The sequence below is a fragment of the Streptomyces violens genome (genome assembly GCF_000717745.1).
GTDB lineage: Bacteria > Actinomycetota > Actinomycetes > Streptomycetales > Streptomycetaceae > Streptomyces > Streptomyces violens.
This window is the reverse complement of sequence record NZ_JOBH01000015.1, coordinates 1-16,548: the sequence shown is the minus strand read 5'-3', so window position 1 is coordinate 16,548 and position 16,548 is coordinate 1. Positions and strand designations below refer to the sequence as shown.

Below are 16,548 nucleotides of genomic sequence, written 5' to 3'. Positions count from 1 at the left end.
CCGTCGCCCCGTACCAGTGGAGAACGCCCGATGACTTTTTCCCTGCGCCCCACCTATGCCGACCCGCACCTCGCCGCCCTCGTCGACAAGCTGCGCGACTACCTGGACGGCGAACTGGCCGAGTACGAACACGACCGTGGCATCTCCCGGGCCGGTCGCCTGACCCGCGCCGACCTCCAGCCCGTATGGCAGCGCAGTCGCGAACTGGGCTTCTACGGCATCCACTTGCCCAATGAACACGGCGGACAGGACCTCACTCATACCCAACTCGCCGCGCTGAAGGAGGAAATCGGTGCGAGCGGCCGGGTACTGGGCCACAGCGTCCTCGGTGACATGGGTGGCCCGCTGCGCGCCGGGGACATCCTGCGGTACGCCACCGAACACCAGTTGAAGACCTACTTCCTGCCCGTGGTCCGCGCGGAGCGCGCCTGCTGCTTCTCGCTCACTGAGACCGACGCCGGATCCGACGTACGGTCCATGCGCACCACCGCCCAACGGGACGGCGACGACTACATCCTCAACGGCCATAAGGTCTTCTCCTCCGCGGGCCCGTTCGCGGACTTCGCCATCGTCGTAGCCCGCATGGCCGGCACCGGTGAAAGCGGGAACGAAGGCGAGGGCGACAAGCCGCGCTTCTCCGCCTTCCTCCTCGACCTGGACACTCCTGGCTGCCGGGTGCTGGACGGGGCCACCCCGATGTCCGGCGAGCACATCGAGAGCGACATCGTCCTGGAGAACTGCCGCGTGCCTGCCCACAACCTGCTGGGGGAGGAGGGCAAGGGACTGCGGATCGCGCTCGGCCGGGTCACCGTCAACCGTCTCCTGCACTGCCCCACCGCACTCGGCGCCATGCGCCGTGCCCTGGACCTCACCCTCGATCGCACCCGCCACCGCACAGTCGCCGGCGGCCGGCCGCTGCTGTCGCTCCAGGCCATCCAGCACAAGGTGGCCGACATGGCCACCGAGTTCTACGCCGCCCGCTCCATGACGTATGCGGCCCTCGCCGCGCTCGACCGCGGCGAGGACGTACGCACCGAGGCGTTCATGTGCAAGCTCTTCGTCGCCGAGTCCGCCTTCCGCCTCCTGGACGAGGCCGTCCAGATCCACGGCAAGGAAGGACTCACTCAGGGCAACGAGATCGAGTACCTCTTCCGCAAGATCCGCATGTTCCGGATCCTCACCGGCACCTCAGAAATCCAACGCAACGGCATCGCCCGCGACCTGGCGTTCATGAGCTCCTGAGGATGACGAGTCGCTGCGTCGCGCGGGTCATCGCGACATAGCGGTCGACGGCCCCTTCGATGCCGTCGCCGAACGTCTCCGGGTCGATGAGGACGACCAGGTCGAACTCGAGCCCCTTCGACAGCTCCGGGGTCAGCGAACGGACACGGGACGTCGCCCGGAAGGTGGGGGCGCCGATGACGCAGGCGATTCCCTCGGCATGCGCGGCGAGCCATGTGTCGAGGATCGAGTCCAGCTCCGCAACAGATCCATGGACGACGGGGATGCCACTGCTGCGGATGGAGGTCGGCACATTGGCGTCCGGGAGGGCCGCGCGGATGGCCGGCTCGGCCTCCGCCATGACCTCTTCCGGTGTGCGGTAGTTGATGCTCAGGGAGGCCACGGTGATCCGGTCGAGCCCGACCCGCTCCAGCCGTTCCTGCCACGACTCCGTGAAGCCGTGCCTGGCCTGGGCGCGGTCCCCGACGATGGTGAAGCTCCGGGACGGGCAGCGTGGCAACAGCATCTGCCACTCGGCGTCGGTCAGTTCCTGCGCCTCGTCCACGATGATGTGGGCGAACGGACCGGCGAGCAGGTCCGGTTCGACGGTGGGCAGTGCGTTCTCGTCGATCAGGGTGTCCTGGAGGTCCTGCCCGCGCAGCATCCCCATCGCGCCTTCGCTCTCGTCGATCACCACGTTCTGCAGCAGGCTGTCCATCACATCGGCCCTGCGCGCACGTTCGGCGGCGACAGCGGCTTCCTGTCGGCGCTTGCGCACGGACGCCTCCGGGTCGCCGAGCCGCTGCTGCGCCGCGTCCAGAAGCGGCAGGTCGGACACCGTCCAGGCGTGGGCGTCCGCGCGCTGCAGCTTGCGCACGTCATCGCGGCTGAGCCAGGGAGCGCACTTGCGCAGATAGGCGGGTACCGACCACAGATCCCCGACGAGGTCGGTCGCTTCGAGCATCGGCCACGCACGGTTGAGGGTCCTGATCAGCTGCCGGTCCTGCAGCAGCGACCGCCTGAGCAGCTCGGGCGGTACGTCGGTGTCATCACCGTCATCACCACCACCACTGCGACCACCGTTGCTGTTGTGCTTGTCGATAAGGATCGTGAGCAGCTCCTCGCGGATCTGGTCACGGGCCTCGTTGTGCGGCGTACCTGGTTCCACTGCATCGAACGCCGCCGCCCAGTCATCGGCGCTCAGCCAGATGTCGGACCAGTGGGTCGAGAGCGTCATCCCCTCGGTAGGCGGCTCCTCGTAGATGCCGACGGCCGGTTCGATGGCCTTGACCAGGTCCGCGGACGACTTGAGAAGGGCCACGTCCGGGTCGCTCTCGATCGCCGCTCCGGCTCCCTCGGCGACCAGGTCGCGCAGCGTACAGGTCTGCACGCCCTCCTCGCCGAGGCTGGGCAGGACGTCGGCGACGTAGGCGAGGTAGGGCCGGCTCGGACCGACGAACAGTACGCCGCCCCGACGGTGACCGAGGCGGGGGTCGGAGTAGAGGAGGTGGGCAGCGCGGTGCAGGGCGACGACGGTCTTGCCCGTGCCCGGACCGCCGTCGACGACGAGAGCGCCGCGGGAGCCCGCCCGGATGACCGCGTCCTGGTCGGCCTGGATGGTGCCGAGTACGTCGCGCATCCGGTCGGACCGGTTGCTGCCCAGGCTGGCGATGAACGCGGACTGATCGTCGAGCGCGGCGTGCCCTTCGAGCCCCTCGGCGGTGAATACCTCGTCCCAGTAGTCGCTGATCCGGCCGCGGGTCCAGCGGTACCTGCGGCGGCTCGCCAACCCCATCGGATGGGCGTGGGTCGCCGCGAAGAACGGCTCGGCCGCGGGGGAGCGCCAGTCGAGCAGCAGCCGGCGCCCCGCGCTGTCGGTGAGGCCGAGGCGGCCGATGTACACGGGCTCGGGGCTGTCCGTAGGGACGATGTGTCCCAGGCACAGGTCCAATCCGAAGCGGCGCAGTGCGCGCAGGCGACCGGTCAGCCGGTGGATCTCCGCGTCCCGGTCCATCGCCGCCCGGCCGATGCCACCGGGCGCCTTGCGCTCGGCATCGAGACGGTCGGACAGTTCGGCGATCGTCTGCTCCAGGCACTCCGCGATGGCGGCGAAATGCCGCTCGTCGCCGCCGATCAGCGCCGGGTCGGCCTTGGCGGAAAGGTGGTCGGGAAGGTCGAACGCACTGCTGGTCAGGGGGTGCATGGCCAGTGATTCTGCGGCACGACCAGGGCCTTGCCGCAAGCCCCCCAGTGCGCTATAAGTTGAGAGTGGCAAGGAGTGAATACACCTCCTTGCCTTTCTTGCTCAGATCGCTTTTCTTGCTCAGAGGCCGAATTCCTGCGGGGGCAGCCCGAGTGCACGGCAGGCTTCGCGGACGATGGCCTGTTCACTCTCGATGAAGGCGCCGTCCGCACCGCCGATGATGATGCCGATCTGGATGACGGCGCGGGCTTCGGTGGTCTTCTTCTTAGCCTTGCCGACCTCGTGCAGGACGGTGGTCTTCCCGTGCTCGAAATTGAGGGCCAGCCGGTCGAGGTTTTCTTCGAAAAGGCGCTGCAGGTCGTCCGCGGCGAAGTTCTGCAACACCTCGTTGGTGGCGATGAGTTGAGAGACTCGTACTTGCTCGGCGGGGTCGATGATGCCGTCGGCGGCGGCGACCAGCGCGCACATCGCCATACTCGCGTCGCGGAAGGCGCCACTCCTCAATTCCTGCTTGCGCGAGATGAGTTGGGCCTGCATCGCCGAAGCGGATGCCTTGAGGCGCCCCCAGACAACCATCCGCCCCCTGGTACCGGCACCGGCGTCAGTACCGGCGTCGTCACCGACCGGCAGGGCGGCCGGCAGGCGGCAGTGATCCAGGTACTCCTGCAGAGCGGAGAGGCGCTGGTCCAGTGAGACGCCGGCGACCCGGTAGTAGATCTGCTTCCCCTCTTTACGGGCGTCGACCAGACCACCGCGATGGAGGAGACGCAGATGCTCGGAGGCGGTGGAGGGACTCAGGCCGTTCCGCTCGGCTATCTCCCCGGCGCTGAGTTCACCGGCGCCCGAGAAGTGCGCCAGCATCCGCCGCCGGGTCTCGCTCGCCAGTGCCTTGAGGAAGACCGCCATTTCCTCGTCCACCGGTGTCTCCTGCGACTCCTGCACCCTGCTCACGACCACCTCCGGCCACTGCGCTGACGCCTCGATCGACAGCCGCGTAGAGGCATTCACCCTCTCACAGCGCCGAATCCGCCCCGCTGCCGGTCCGGCCGCACTCCCTCCTCGTACGAGGACCTTCGTAGTTTGACAAGCGCCGTACTACGATGGGTATCGTATAAGCCCGGCTTCAACCGGAGCCCCACCCCGTTCACGTACAGGAGTCTGCTGTGAGCGCACTGTTCGAGCCGATCACCCTTCGGTCGCTGACCATTCCGAACCGTCCTGGGCCTGTGGAACGACACCCAGACCGCCGCCTTCCGCCGCATCACCGACTTCATCAAGTCACAGGGCGCGACCGTGGGTATTCAGATAGCGCACGCAAGCTGCATCAACTCTCAGGTCACGCTGTGCGAGACTCTCGCGCTCGCTGCCTGAAATCCCTAGCTACGACTCCTTCTCCGGCACCAGCGTTGCGCTCGCTCGGCCTCGACGCTGCACTCGAAACTTCGCCTCACCCTCGTTCGGGGCGTACGGCGCAAGCCCGGCACCCGGCCAACCTCAGCCGCATCGTTGTAGTCCCGCGCTTCCACAATGAGCAGCAAGCTTCAGCCGGGCGGGGACTTGAGGCAGAGCCGCTCGCAGTCTTCCCCGGGACGTTGATCTTCACGGCACATTGCCAACGAGCGGATTATGCGGACAGGGCGGTCTGTCCCTGCCGTACGAGGACGCATACGGTTACCGTCCGTCGGCAGATGGCGCTAACCAGCTGGCGGCGATAGATAGTCCGGGTCGCGCAGTTCGATGTCGTTGACGGGGATCCCCTGTCGCTCAGCGAGACGCTGCAGCTGCTCCTCCCGAAGACTCAGGGGCGCCTCGCTGTCAACGAACTCCCCAAGCCACTCATCGGTATGACGATTGTACGGAAGCTGCCGAGTCGCGGCACTGGTTGCCCAGACTCCCACGCGATTGACGGTGAAGCCGGTCTCCTCGGCTATCTGGCGGACCCGCGCCTCGCAACGCTCGATGAACTCCGGCGATGGTCGGTCCGAACCATCGCTGAAGAAGGCGGAGATGGCTCTGGGCTCGAACTCATCCCGCTGAGCCGTGATGCCTGCCGCCTGCAGGGTCGCCAGCGTGTTGTCGAACCGGTCAGCCGGCCCGTAGAGGATCACGTTCACTGCACCGCGTACATCGTTCATATCGGGACTCTACTGACATCGCGTGCGTATGTGACCGTCGCGATCAAAGGCATATCCGGAGCCAGTAGGTTCGTTTCCTCGCTCTCCCGTAGGCTCGTGCCGGGACCTGGGCGTTCGCTTCACTGGCGCCCGGCGTCGACCGTTTCTATCCCAGCGGACACATGGAGCTGATCGGACGCATCGCTGAGCAAGGTCTCCTCGTCGCGGAGCTGCCACCCGGTGATCATCCGACCCGCAGCAGATTCATCTAGCGCAACCGCGCGATTCCGGCCCTCACCCGGGGCGCCGTCGTCGGAGCCGCACTGCGCTGCTCATCACTGGCCACCGCCCGCCGCGCCATCGAGGACGGCTCACGATGGGCGGGCCGGCACCCGTGCAGGCCCGGACAGCCCCGGCCCCGATCCGCTTCCGCTGCTACATCCCGGCCTGAATCGCCCGATCAGCGCTAATCTGTGCGGAGTTGACGCCGAGGCGGTTGAGGAACGGGGGGCATGTCCAGGGACGATTTCGACGACCCGAGCTATGCGGTATCACGGGAAGACTACGAAGAGGCGATGCAAGACGATGACCCACGGTGGCAGGCGAGACGTCACCCTGCGGTCCAAGTCGGTGAGAACTACGTCTTCACCGGTGACGCTCCAAGTATTGTGATCGGCAACGCTTACGCTGGCCCGGTCCATGCCGGAAGCGGCGACATTGCTCAAAAGTCAGAGGGCGAGAGTCTTGCCGAGCAACGGCAGCGGTTCTTCTTCGACTTCCTCAAGGAGTCGCTCAAGCAGGCCGAGTGGACGTTCCGGCTGAGCGTCTGCTTCATGGCGGGCGGCGCGGCCATCCTGCTGGCCGGAGGAGTGCTGGCCTTGGTTCATGCGGGCAACCCCGACATCAGCTACCTGCCGCTGGTGACTGCACTGACCGGAGCCCTGATCACGGTTGGCGGCGGCGCGCTGGCGGTCCACGCCCGGCGCGCTCGTGCTCACATCACCGAGCAGGCCAACCGCCTGGACGTGAAGATCGACGCGGACCACAAGATGGAGAGAGCGACGAGCTTCATCGACCGGGTCAACGACCCGAACGCCCGCGATCGCCTCAACTCGGCTGCCGCACTCAAGGCCCTGGACATGCAGTCGGACCCCGACACGATGGGCCGACTGCTGCCTAACCCGGAGGAGCGGCCCGGCCGGATCGGTCCGGGCAACACCGCTCGCTGACGCCGCGAGGACCGGGACAGTGTCTCCTGTGGCCATCCGTGTGCCCGCCAGGCCCGGTGCCCCGGAGAGGGGCCTCGTGGCCTCCCATGGCCCACGGGAGGCCGGGACGGGTTATGCGGCGGCGGGTGGCTCATGGTCCTGGTGGTGGCTCACCGGCTCAGTCTCGTCCGGCCGGGCGCTCCACAGCTCGCGCCAGGCGTCCAGGGCGCGCCGGATCGAGGCGAACAGTTCGGGAAGCTGATCGATGAAGCCCCGAAGAGCGAACACGAAGATGGAAAGAACGCCGAAACCGGCCAGGATTCCGAGAGTCAATGCCCCGTCCACGGACTCAGTACCTTTCGTTCAGGTAGCCGAGCCGGGCGATGCGCGGGCATTCGTCAGCTCGGCCACCGCATGGTGGCTCGAACTGAGAAAGCCCTGCATTGACGCGACGCATGGTTCTCAGGTTTCCGGGCGGTTGTTCGTTCGGAGAGTTCCTAGGTCCTTGGTCTTCGGTCTCCGTGCGGCGCATTCACAACCTTGGCGTCAAGGAGGCTGCCTTACTGAACAGCTGCTCCCACTCGGCTCCTGCACCACAAGTCCTGAAGGTCCGAGGCCCCACCCCGGAATGCTCAGGTGCACCGAGCCATGCCGTGGCTCGCTGGCTCGACTATAGCGCAAGGTGAGCAGAAGCGGACAAAACTGCGCCCCGTCCAGGCAATGTTGGACGGGGCGCAGGTGCGAGGACCAGGCGGGGCGGTCGCCGAGTAAGGGGCAGCTCCCCGGCGACGACACGGGCCGATCCGCCGTCCTGTCAGGTCAGGAAGATGGCCAGACCGCCGGTCGCCAGCCGGACCATGGCGACCTGTTCGACCGTGTGCTATGCCTCTGGCGCGCCGTGCCGCCCGGCCCGGCCCTGGCGCGTCTCTCGCGTCCCGTACGGTTCATCCCGATCTGGAGCGGTCCGCCGTTACCCGCCAGCCTAGTCCGCCTCATGCTCCTGGATGATGACCACCGGGCCCCTGCCCGACGTGCCCTTGCTCCCCGCGCCCGAAGACGATCTCTCCGCCAGTGGCGGGGCCGCGACCGCTGAGCACTTTCCCCATGGGGTCATGTCAGATCGCCGGGCGCGTACTGAGTCACCGCGCCCTTGCCGGCCTCGGCCTCGGGGCGCCACACCCAGATGTGGGACTTCTTCCACAGGTCCGGCAGCTCCTCGTCCTTGGGTACCGGCCGCCAGAACTCATTGGATATGAGGATGGCGCGCACCCGGTTCTTCAGGGGCAGTTGCGGGGCACGCCAGGGGATTCGCCACTCCCGCTCATAAGTCCAGTCGACCGCGGACACCTCGCCGCCGGTGCGCACCGCCCAATGCCCCAGTCCTGCATTACGGAATGCCGTTAGCGTGGGCTCCCGGTGCGTATACGTCACCGTGCCACCGCCGTCGTCGAGCACCTGATCACGCGTCATCACGATGCCCCACGGGCTGTATCCGCGCTTGTTGAGCAGGTACCGTAGGTGCTCAAGAGTGGTTTCCGTGAAGCACGCGCAAGGTTTTTCCGCGCCGAAGGGACGGAAGAGTCTCATCGCTCCGTCCGTGATGATGGCGCCTAAGCGTTCCTCCGCCGACATAACCTGTATCTCTGCCGGTACCGAATTCGAGTGGCGCCGGTTGCCTCGGCGGGTGAAGTGAATCAAGTAGTCGCTCTGCGACCCGCCGTAGTTACCCATGAGAACAGCCACGGTGGCCTCCCCGTTCGGCACGCACGATGCGCGCCCACAAGAGCAAATTGCCACGAGCGGGGCCCGTGTGGCAGTGGAGGGGATGAGTCCTTTTTGGGGAGTGAGGTGCGCCGGGGCGGTAGGGCGGCCGGCGGCGTATGACGGGCGCGTCGTGGCGTGAAATCGGGGCGCCCCAGAGGGTGCAAGGAACGCGACTCGCAGCCCAGGGCCGGGGAGAGCTGCTCCTGACCTGCCACCGTGCAAATGTGGAGCGGCCCCGTAAGGGAGACAAGAGCCCTACTTCACGGCGTCGGTGCCGAGTTCGGATACGAGGCCGTCGAGGATGGGCCAACGTGGGGCGGCCTAGAAGGGCCGCCCCCAACGTCGTTAGGCGTCCTGCTTCTTGATGTAGGCAACGGCCGTCATGCCGAGGCTGAAGGCTCCGGCCAAGGCGGCAGCTCCTGCCCCGACTGCTGAGATCGGCGACACTCCCAGCATGGTCAGGAGCACGCCGGTGACGAGGCCCGTGATGACGGCCAGCAAGAAAACGATCACGACTTCATAGATACGGTGATTACACACCGATACCTGAGTGGACAACGATGATCCTTCCGAGTTCTGTCAGAACATCGGCGTCCGGATCTCGCGGGGTTCAACGCACACGCCAGCCGGACGACCAATGCCTACGCACTGAGGTCGTAGCCAGAGCGCGTCACTCGTGAAGCGAGCGCCTGGCAACCACGCGGTGAAGCCCACGCGGCCTAAGCGGTGCATGCAGATCCCCCTACTTGCGCGTCACGGCTCCTCGGCGTCACCCAGTGACGGTCGAGACTTGGAGCGGCCTAGACACTACCGCTTCCGGGCGCAAGCGGGCTGCAAGGCAACGGGGTTGGTGACCTGATTGCAGTCTTTCGCGGAGGTCCAGCGTGCGAGCCGGTGGGGTGCGTATGGGAGCTGGGAGCGGCATGTTGGAGCTCTTCCGTTCGATGCTGTGGTGTGCGATGACGGCTCCTGGGAGCACTGTTACGGACGTGGATCGGGATAGCCGAAAATGGCTTGAACCCACCGCAGCGATAGTCTTCTTGCTTCCCGCAACGTCTGTTCTGACGAGGCCGAGGCGTCCGACGCAGGGTGGGTAGGCAAGAAGAGCCATGGCGAGTCGTCGGCGCGCGTGCAGCTGCGGACGTTGCGGCGACGGACGCCGTTGTCGCGGAATCATCTGCACAGGTGGTCGTAGCGGCGGCCCTTGTCGAGCGGGACGTGCAAGCCTTCGGAGGCGGAGCGTGGGGGAGAGGAAGGGGAGAACGCGCGGGACTGTCTCCTCATCCTCCGGGGGGAGAGATCGGCAGCGGCCGCTGCGGATGGTCCCCGACGGGCATGGAGTTCCCTCTCCGGAGGCTGATGGCGGGCGAGGCCTGCGGCTTGGGCTAATGGGGAACTGTTGTAGCCCGCCGATTCGTCTTGCAGAGGGTTGGTTGCTCGCGTGGCTGTCGAGGTACCGCAGGCAACGGGAGAGGCGAGAGGGAGCGGGCGCGTGACACGGACATGGAGAATCGCGGTGCTGCTTGCCGCCGTAGGGGCGATCGTCTCGACGCCGATGATCTGGCTACTAGATGGGCCGGAGGCAGGTCAGTTGGTAGGGGCAGTGGTGCAGGGTGCCACAGGGGTCGGCGCCTTGGTGTGGGCGTGGCTGCAGCCGAATGCCCCTGTCTCGAGGGACGCAGCGGCACGGACAGGCCGGGCTGAAGCGCACAGTGGGGGAAGGGCGCACACGGGTATTCGCCGCCGAGGCGGTGGGAGCACGGGAGCGGCCCGAGTGGAGCAGACCGGGGATGCCATTGCCCGTGGTCCGGGCAGCACGGCCGGCACCGGGATCGACTACACCGGATAGAACCGCAGCGGTGATGGACGAATGGCGGGGTGGGCTATGAAGTGGCGTCGGGTCAGGCGGAAGTCTCCCTCACCGGCGGGTGAACACGGGACAGTGTCCTCTGTCCGTGTCACCGATAGTGGTGATGCCATCGCCTGGGCCCCTCACTCAGTGGCCATCAGCGGACACATCAGCCAACTGTCGTTCGTCCCTCCCGCTCCGCGGACGCCGGTGGAGTGGCCGGTTCGGTTGGGAGGGGTGCCGACGCTGGCATCAGCCTTCCAGGACCGGGCCTCGGCACGAGAGCGGATTGACCAAGCCCGGGCTGATCACACCACGGTGGTACTTGCTCAGGTTCTCTCCGGAGGCGGCGGCGTGGGTAAGACCCAACTGGCGGCCGCCTATGCCCATCAGGCATTGGTCGACGGGGTGGAGCTGGTGATCTGGGTCGACGCCAGCGAGACCGAGCAGGTCATCGCTCACTATGCCCGGGCCGCACGCCATGTGCAGACGCCCGGCGTCGACGAACCCGATGAGAGGGACGGCGGGCCCGGGAGTAGGAGCGCTGAGGACGCTGCTCGGCTGTTTCTCCAGTGGCTGGCGACCACCTCTCGTTCGTGGCTGGTGGTTCTTGATGACATCACCGACCCTGATGCGATGCAGCCCTGGTGGCCGCCGCCGTCGGCCTCCGGCCGCGGCCGGGTCCTGGCCACCACCCGCCGTCAGGATGCCCTGCTATCGGGTGGTGGCCGGGCAGTGGTGGCGATCGGCACCTACAGCGCAGCAGAAGCCGACGCCTACCTGCGTGAGCGTCTTGCCGCGGCTCATGCGGCGCATCTGCTGGATGGGAAAGCGGCAGAACTAGCCGACGTCCTTGGCCACTTGCCGCTCGCGCTCTCACATGCCGCCGCCTACATGGTCAACGAGGATGTGACGTGCGCCGAGTACCTGCGGCGTTTCACCGACAGCGCCGCCCGCCTGGACGATCTCCTCCCCCGGCACGCGGACACCGAAGGGTACGGGCGGCAGGTAGCTACCGCTCTGCTGCTCTCTTTGGACGTCGCCCAGGTATGCGAGCCGGTCGGTCTGGCAGTCCCGGCGCTGCGTCTGGCTTCCGTACTGGACCCCGCCGGGCATCCTCGTTCGCTGTGGTCGAGCGGCGCAGTCACGCACTATTTGAACTCACATCGCACCGCGTCGTCCCCAGATATCGCGCGCCCCGATGTTGGCCCAGCCGAGGCTCAGGCGGCTCTGCGACTTCTGCACCGCTACGGTCTGATCGTCGACGATGCCCATGCCGACTACCGCGCCGTGCGACTGCACGCTCTGACCGCCCGAGCCACGCGCGAATACATTCCCGGCGACGTATTGCCGCGGGTGGTGAGGACGGCCGTCGACGCGCTGACCGAGTTGTGGGAGGACTCCTACCCGTTCGACCGCACGGAGGCCGGCGTGATGCGTGCCAACGTCGACAACCTTGCTGCATGCACAGAAGATCTGCTGTGGGAGATCGACGGTCACCATCTCCTCCGATGGGCCGGTCACCACCTGATCGACTACGGCCTGGCCACAGCGGCGGTCCCCTACTGGCAGCGACTAACCGCCACCAGTGAACGACTGCTGGGACGGACCCATCCCAAGACTTTCAGTGCCCGGCGCGACTTGGCCGTGGCCTACTTCAAGGCCAACCGCGACAAGGACGCTTTCGCGGTGCTGCGGGAGGATTTCGCGTACCAGGATCAGACGTTGGCCGCCAGCCAACCCGCAACTCCCCAAGCATGCGATCGGTATTCCCATCCGTACGGAAAAACAGGTACGAAGGAGTTCATTGCCCTGCTGGAGGACACTCTTGCCTTCCGCGAACGACTGCTGGGCTCCGACGACCCCACAACCCTCGCCTGCCAGGCCAACCTCGCCATCGCCCACTGGCAAACAGGAGAATTCGGCAAGGCAACTCGTCTCCTGAAGCGCGCCGTAACGGGACGTGAAAGAGTCCTGGGCGCTTGCCACCCCGACACCGTCGCGGCATCCGACCGCCTTCAGCGCTGGAGAGACGAGCGCAGAAAACGTTGGAGGCGACACCACCGCTCTGCGGGGATCCCGTGACTCGCGGAAAGGCTCGTCCAAAGCTGCCTGACTGAGGCGAGCTTGTCAGTGTTGAGTGCCAGAATGCTCTGTATGGGTGAAGAACTGTCGCTGGCCGACATCTTGGAGATGAAATAGATCGACCAAGTGGGGGAGCAGTGGTTGGCCGCTGCTGCCACCCTCCTTCATCAGCAGGGTGATGCCGAAGCTGCCATAACCGCCACAGACGTGATCGCCGTCGACCTGTCTCTTTGGAACTCGGGAGACTATGAGCCCGATGGGTACAGGGCCTTCTTCATGGTGGAACCGCACCTCGTCGAACAGTTCACCGGGAATGTGCTGAGGCGGATCCAAGACGGCATGCATGCTGCCGTGCCGAGGCGGGCTGCGATCTGCATTGAGTCGATCCAAATCTGTCCGGTGGTCCCGGTTCCCAGTGCGGACTGGCGGAAGCAACTGCGGTCGGCGAACGGCCCTAAGCCGACTAATCAGGCTCGGCGGGTTCGCCTTGAGCCGGAGCACCCGGTTGAGGACCAACTGCACTTCACCAATGAGTGGGAGCACAGGCCCTACCGAGTGCTGAAGGAGCGGCAAGCGTCCATGCCGTACAACGAAACCATCGGGATCATTCCCCTGGCCGGGATGCGGGTGCTCGGGTACACGCGAGAGCCTGACTTCTTGATCACTTACAAGGGTCGTGCTGGCGTCATTGAGGTGGACGGTCCCCACCACGAGGGGCCGCGCCGGGCATCTAACGACCACAGCCGGGCCAACCTGCTGATGAATGCCGGAGTCGAGTGGGTGGACCGCATCGACGTGCGAGACGTGACGAAGGCGGAGGCTGCGAAGTTCGTCGACAACTTCCTCGCGAGGCTCGCGCGGCGGTAGTGGGGCCCCTTAACTTAGGTGCGTTCAGTAGACCTGCGCCTCGATCACCCGAGCCGTGCGCCTGCGCGAACCCCAAGGCATCACAGAGATTCCGGCCGCGTTCCTTTTCCCGGGAAGGCGGCCAGATTTCTCGCGCAGTTTTTCAGCGTGTCTTGTCCGTCGGACCGGCTGGCTTACGGTGCAGCCGCTGCCAGATCCCGACGTACCAGCCCGGCGCGTTGCCCTCGCTGCTCAGCTTCCGGAGCCAGAACCGGATCTGGATCTTGCCCACCCAGCTCGGCGGCTCCTCCAGCGTTCGTACGACACCGGCCTGGCCCGCCGCGTTGCCGGCGAGAGCGAGGCCGGTCGTTTCCGGGTCCCCGCATCGTCGCATCACCTCCGCTCGCGCGGGGATGGCTCCAAATCGCCATCAAGCGCGAGATGGGCGGCGAAGGGCTCCCCGCACCTCCGGGGATGGTGCTGAGGTGTCGATTCTCTTCGGGCCGGACATCAGGCGCTCCGCGCCCGCAGGGATGGCCTTGGGACGCCGCATACGGTTCGGGGCAGGGTGGCCCATGAGATCAGAAGTCCGCTCAGCTCCGGCAACCGTCATGCCGGCGGCCCGAGCGATTCGCGACCGTGATTGTCCGGCTACCCGCCGAAGCGAAACGTCGAGACCTGGGGTCGCGTGTGATGGGGACCTCGATGTGCCGGGCGAGGAATGCTCCCCGGCGTGCTCCCGTTGTACGAGAGGTGTCGTAGTTCGGCATTGAGTCATCGGGCGGGCTGGTTAGTTCGATGTTTTCCGTACTACGGAGTTCCTCGTACTAAGGCTTCGGGCTCGCCTCGTCCTGTCCGGAGTCCCGTCCTCGTTCACGTACAGGGAGCCCGTTGTGAGCGCACTGTTCGAGCCGATCGCTCTCCGGCAGCTGACCATTCCGAACGGTCTGTGGATGGCCGCGATGTGCCAGTACTCGGGAGGCCACCGCCGTCAGCCCCGAGGGCCGGATCAGCCCGTACGACCTGGGCCTGTGGAACGACACCCAGACCGCCGCCTTCCGCCGCATCACCGACTTCGTCAAGTCACAGGGCGCGACCGTCGGTATTCAGATAGCGCACGCAAGCTGCACCAACTCTCAGGTCACTTCCCGCAGTTCTGTCGCGCTCTGCGCTTGAGCTCCTCATCTCTTCATTACTCGCTGAGCCATCGCATCTCTCACGACCTCACATGCGACCAGCGCCGAGGGGCGGCCGGAGTACCCCGTAGGCCTGCCGATCACGAGTGAGATACAACTGACTCTCATGGATCAGGGGTTGGCGGCGCTGCTCGGTGCATCGGTTGGTGTGACAGGTACGGTCATTGCGTCGGCCATCACTGGTTGGTCAACACGTCAGCAGGTACGGGCACAGGCCATGGCTGAGCACGCTCAGTGGCGCAGACAAGTGCGTCGTGACGCGTACGGCGCCTTTCTGGCGCCTGCCGGCGAGTCGCGGAACGCATTGAAGGTCGCTGGACGTGCGTTCGTGGGGGAAAGGGATACAGAGGAGATCGACCGCCGACTGCAGGAAGCTCACGACCAATTGGCGCTGGCGCAGGCCGCTTGGGCGAACCTGGCGATCGAAGGCCCGGAGCCGGTCGAGCAGGCCGCTCGCAGTGTCTATACGACGCTCCGGTCCATGCACACGACTCTGCTCGCATTGCGTGACTCTCCGACGAACACTCCCGACGGGAACGCCCGCTTCCTGGAGCGACACGCTGTCGAAGTGGGTCGGCTCTCGGAACGGATCAGCCATTTTGCCGCCGTGGCTCGGGATGCCCTTGACGATGTCGGTGGCTACGCAGTTGCCTCAACGGAGGCGAGAACGTGAGTGGACACGTGGATGTCGTCGCTGGAGGGCCAAGCCAGCGGTAGGCGCTCTCCGCGGGCGTGTACTGATTGTCTGCGAGTTGCCCGCTCCGGCGACCACGCACTCTTCCGAGCTACGTCTGCTCGGTATCGCCCATGCACTGGCGATGAGGGGGGCGGTGCTCGCCTCTCCAGCGGAGACAGGCTGTCGCATCCCGCGCGGCCCAACCCTGTCGGCCTCGTGCGGGAAGGGCGTGAGCGGCACCTATAAGACCACCCCGCGGACTCGGTCGACATGCAATACACGGCGGCATTCGCCCGTGCGAGTCGCCAACAACAAGGCCCGGCTGTGGTGCCCGAAGCCGCTGGACACCCTGGTAATCGAAGTCTAGGTGGCTTCCCCGTAGGGCATGCTGATCACAGCATTTGCGCGATGTAACCGGCGCCGCAGGTGACCGCTCCCGCGCCGCAGTCGCCCGGCCCGGACCGTGCCCTGCTCATCTGGGTGCTGTCGGCCGTCGGGCTGACGCTCGGCTTGCCGCACAGCCCGGCGAGAGACGGCCGGACGCCCGCCACCGACGGCCCTCTTCCCGGACGCCCATGTGCTGCCACACACATGCTGGTCGCCCGCATCGTCCGTTCCTGTCACTGGTGGAGGAGAAGTCCGCAGCCGTCGAAGGGAACCGACTCGGTTGCAGGTTGAACGTTGCATTGCCGCCGCCGGACCGGCAACCACAACTGGCCCGGATCCCTAGGGCCTGTCCGATGGGTCGAATGCGCTGAGCGCGGGCAGTGGATTGGCGGGGGCCTGCCGTTGCCGCCGGGGTCTGCAGCCCCCGGCGGGTGCGCCATGCGGATCAGGTGCGCGGTCACCTCGCGCTGGTACTGCTCCGTGTCCTCGGCGGTCATCGCCTCGACGGCCGGCCGGGACTGCTCCCACGCCTGAGGCCACCGCTCCCGGACCTCGGTATCGATCTGGGGGCCGGCGCTCGAAGCCCTCGAACAGGTTCTCCGGCCTGTTGATCTTCACCATGTCGTTGTTGTCCTTGCCTTCCTCCAGTTCGGCGATGGTGCGGCCGACCGTGCGGGCGAGCATCTCCAGTCGGTCCCGTTCCGCGAGCAGCCGTTGGTGGTGCTGGCGGAGCACGGCCACCTGATCGACCTGGCTCTCCAGGACCGCCCGGATCTCGCGCAGCCCCACGTCCAGCTCACGCATCAGCAGGATCTGCTGCAACCGCAGCAGATCGGCCTCCTCGTAGTAGCGGTGCCCGTTGCTCCCGATCCACGCCGGCGGCAGCAAGCCGATCTCGTCGTAGTGCCGCAGTGTCCGGGACGTCACCCCGGACATCCGGGCCACGTCCGCGATCGACCAGGCCATTGCCCTGCCTCCCATCGCCGGGCCGGTCTCTCC

12 protein-coding genes and 4 pseudogenes are annotated in these 16,548 nt (G+C 66.4%); 7 read left to right on the top strand and 9 right to left on the bottom strand.

Annotated features, from left to right (window positions below; genetic code table 11):
* The first annotated feature begins 30 nt into the window (after nucleotides 1–30).
* Nucleotides 31–1,242, top strand: coding sequence for an acyl-CoA dehydrogenase family protein (locus IF04_RS0126750; RefSeq protein ID WP_030263153.1), 1,212 nt, complete (start codon nucleotides 31–33; stop codon nucleotides 1,240–1,242).
* On the opposite strand, the gene helR is transcribed toward IF04_RS0126750, so the two are convergent.
* The 4 genes and pseudogenes from helR to IF04_RS0126735 form a co-directional block, all read right to left on the bottom strand.
* Nucleotides 1,229–3,424, bottom strand: a complete 2,196-nt coding sequence (helR, locus tag IF04_RS0126745; RefSeq protein WP_030263149.1) for an RNA polymerase recycling motor ATPase HelR — start codon at nucleotides 3,422–3,424, stop codon at nucleotides 1,229–1,231. The two genes, IF04_RS0126750 and helR, sit on opposite strands and share 14 nt — an antisense overlap.
* Nucleotides 3,425–3,544: 120 nt before the next feature.
* Nucleotides 3,545–4,000, bottom strand: a complete 456-nt coding sequence (locus IF04_RS39160; protein WP_030263145.1) for a tellurite resistance TerB family protein — start codon at nucleotides 3,998–4,000, stop codon at nucleotides 3,545–3,547.
* 123 nt (nucleotides 4,001–4,123) lie between these two features.
* Nucleotides 4,124–4,330, bottom strand: a pseudogene (locus IF04_RS40145) (ArsR/SmtB family transcription factor); the annotation flags it as partial.
* Nucleotides 4,331–5,118: 788 nt separating this feature from the next.
* Nucleotides 5,119–5,559: a hypothetical protein gene (locus IF04_RS0126735; protein ID WP_030263141.1), complete on the bottom strand. Its 441-nt coding sequence runs from the start codon at nucleotides 5,557–5,559 to the stop codon at nucleotides 5,119–5,121.
* A 116-nt stretch (nucleotides 5,560–5,675) separates the two neighbouring features.
* On the opposite strand from IF04_RS0126735, the pseudogene IF04_RS37790 reads away from it, so the two are divergent.
* Both IF04_RS37790 and IF04_RS0126725 read left to right on the top strand, forming a co-directional pair.
* Nucleotides 5,676–5,989, top strand: a pseudogene (locus IF04_RS37790) (DNA-processing protein DprA); the annotation flags it as partial.
* 61 nt (nucleotides 5,990–6,050) lie between these two features.
* Complete coding sequence (locus tag IF04_RS0126725) at nucleotides 6,051–6,767, top strand: TRADD-N-associated membrane domain-containing protein (protein WP_211259861.1); 717 nt, start codon at nucleotides 6,051–6,053, stop codon at nucleotides 6,765–6,767.
* 111 nt (nucleotides 6,768–6,878) lie between these two features.
* Here IF04_RS0126725 and IF04_RS0126720 read toward each other — a convergent pair whose 3' ends face one another.
* The 3 genes from IF04_RS0126720 to IF04_RS38870 all read right to left on the bottom strand — a co-directional run bounded on the left by IF04_RS0126720 (nucleotide 6,879) and on the right by IF04_RS38870 (nucleotide 9,068).
* Complete coding sequence (locus tag IF04_RS0126720) at nucleotides 6,879–7,079, bottom strand: hypothetical protein (protein ID WP_157847708.1); 201 nt, start codon at nucleotides 7,077–7,079, stop codon at nucleotides 6,879–6,881.
* Nucleotides 7,080–7,856: 777 nt separating this feature from the next.
* Complete coding sequence (locus IF04_RS38875; RefSeq protein WP_157847707.1) at nucleotides 7,857–8,489, bottom strand: hypothetical protein; 633 nt, start codon at nucleotides 8,487–8,489, stop codon at nucleotides 7,857–7,859.
* 366 nt (nucleotides 8,490–8,855) lie between these two features.
* Complete coding sequence (locus IF04_RS38870; protein ID WP_030263128.1) at nucleotides 8,856–9,068, bottom strand: hypothetical protein; 213 nt, start codon at nucleotides 9,066–9,068, stop codon at nucleotides 8,856–8,858.
* 1,312 nt (nucleotides 9,069–10,380) lie between these two features.
* Here IF04_RS38870 and IF04_RS0126705 point away from each other — a divergent pair.
* Together IF04_RS0126705 and IF04_RS0126700 are read left to right on the top strand one after the other, a co-directional pair.
* Complete coding sequence (locus IF04_RS0126705; protein WP_078600833.1) at nucleotides 10,381–12,444, top strand: tetratricopeptide repeat protein; 2,064 nt, start codon at nucleotides 10,381–10,383, stop codon at nucleotides 12,442–12,444.
* 141 nt (nucleotides 12,445–12,585) lie between these two features.
* A complete protein-coding gene (locus IF04_RS0126700; protein ID WP_245654518.1) occupies nucleotides 12,586–13,311 on the top strand; it encodes a hypothetical protein in 726 nt (241 codons plus the stop codon).
* Nucleotides 13,312–13,453: 142 nt separating this feature from the next.
* On the opposite strand, the gene IF04_RS0126695 is transcribed toward IF04_RS0126700, so the two are convergent.
* A complete protein-coding gene (locus IF04_RS0126695; protein ID WP_030263118.1) occupies nucleotides 13,454–13,684 on the bottom strand; it encodes a hypothetical protein in 231 nt (76 codons plus the stop codon).
* 499 nt (nucleotides 13,685–14,183) lie between these two features.
* On the opposite strand from IF04_RS0126695, the pseudogene IF04_RS37780 reads away from it, so the two are divergent.
* Together IF04_RS37780 and IF04_RS38865 are read left to right on the top strand one after the other, a co-directional pair.
* A pseudogene (locus IF04_RS37780) lies at nucleotides 14,184–14,412 on the top strand (oxidoreductase); the annotation flags it as partial.
* Nucleotides 14,413–14,592: 180 nt separating this feature from the next.
* Nucleotides 14,593–15,159, top strand: coding sequence for a hypothetical protein (locus IF04_RS38865; RefSeq protein ID WP_157847706.1), 567 nt, complete (start codon nucleotides 14,593–14,595; stop codon nucleotides 15,157–15,159).
* An 800-nt stretch (nucleotides 15,160–15,959) separates the two neighbouring features.
* Here IF04_RS38865 and IF04_RS36070 read toward each other — a convergent pair.
* Nucleotides 15,960–16,515, bottom strand: a pseudogene (locus tag IF04_RS36070) (MerR family transcriptional regulator); the annotation flags it as partial.
* Nucleotides 16,516–16,548: the final 33 nt, after the last annotated feature.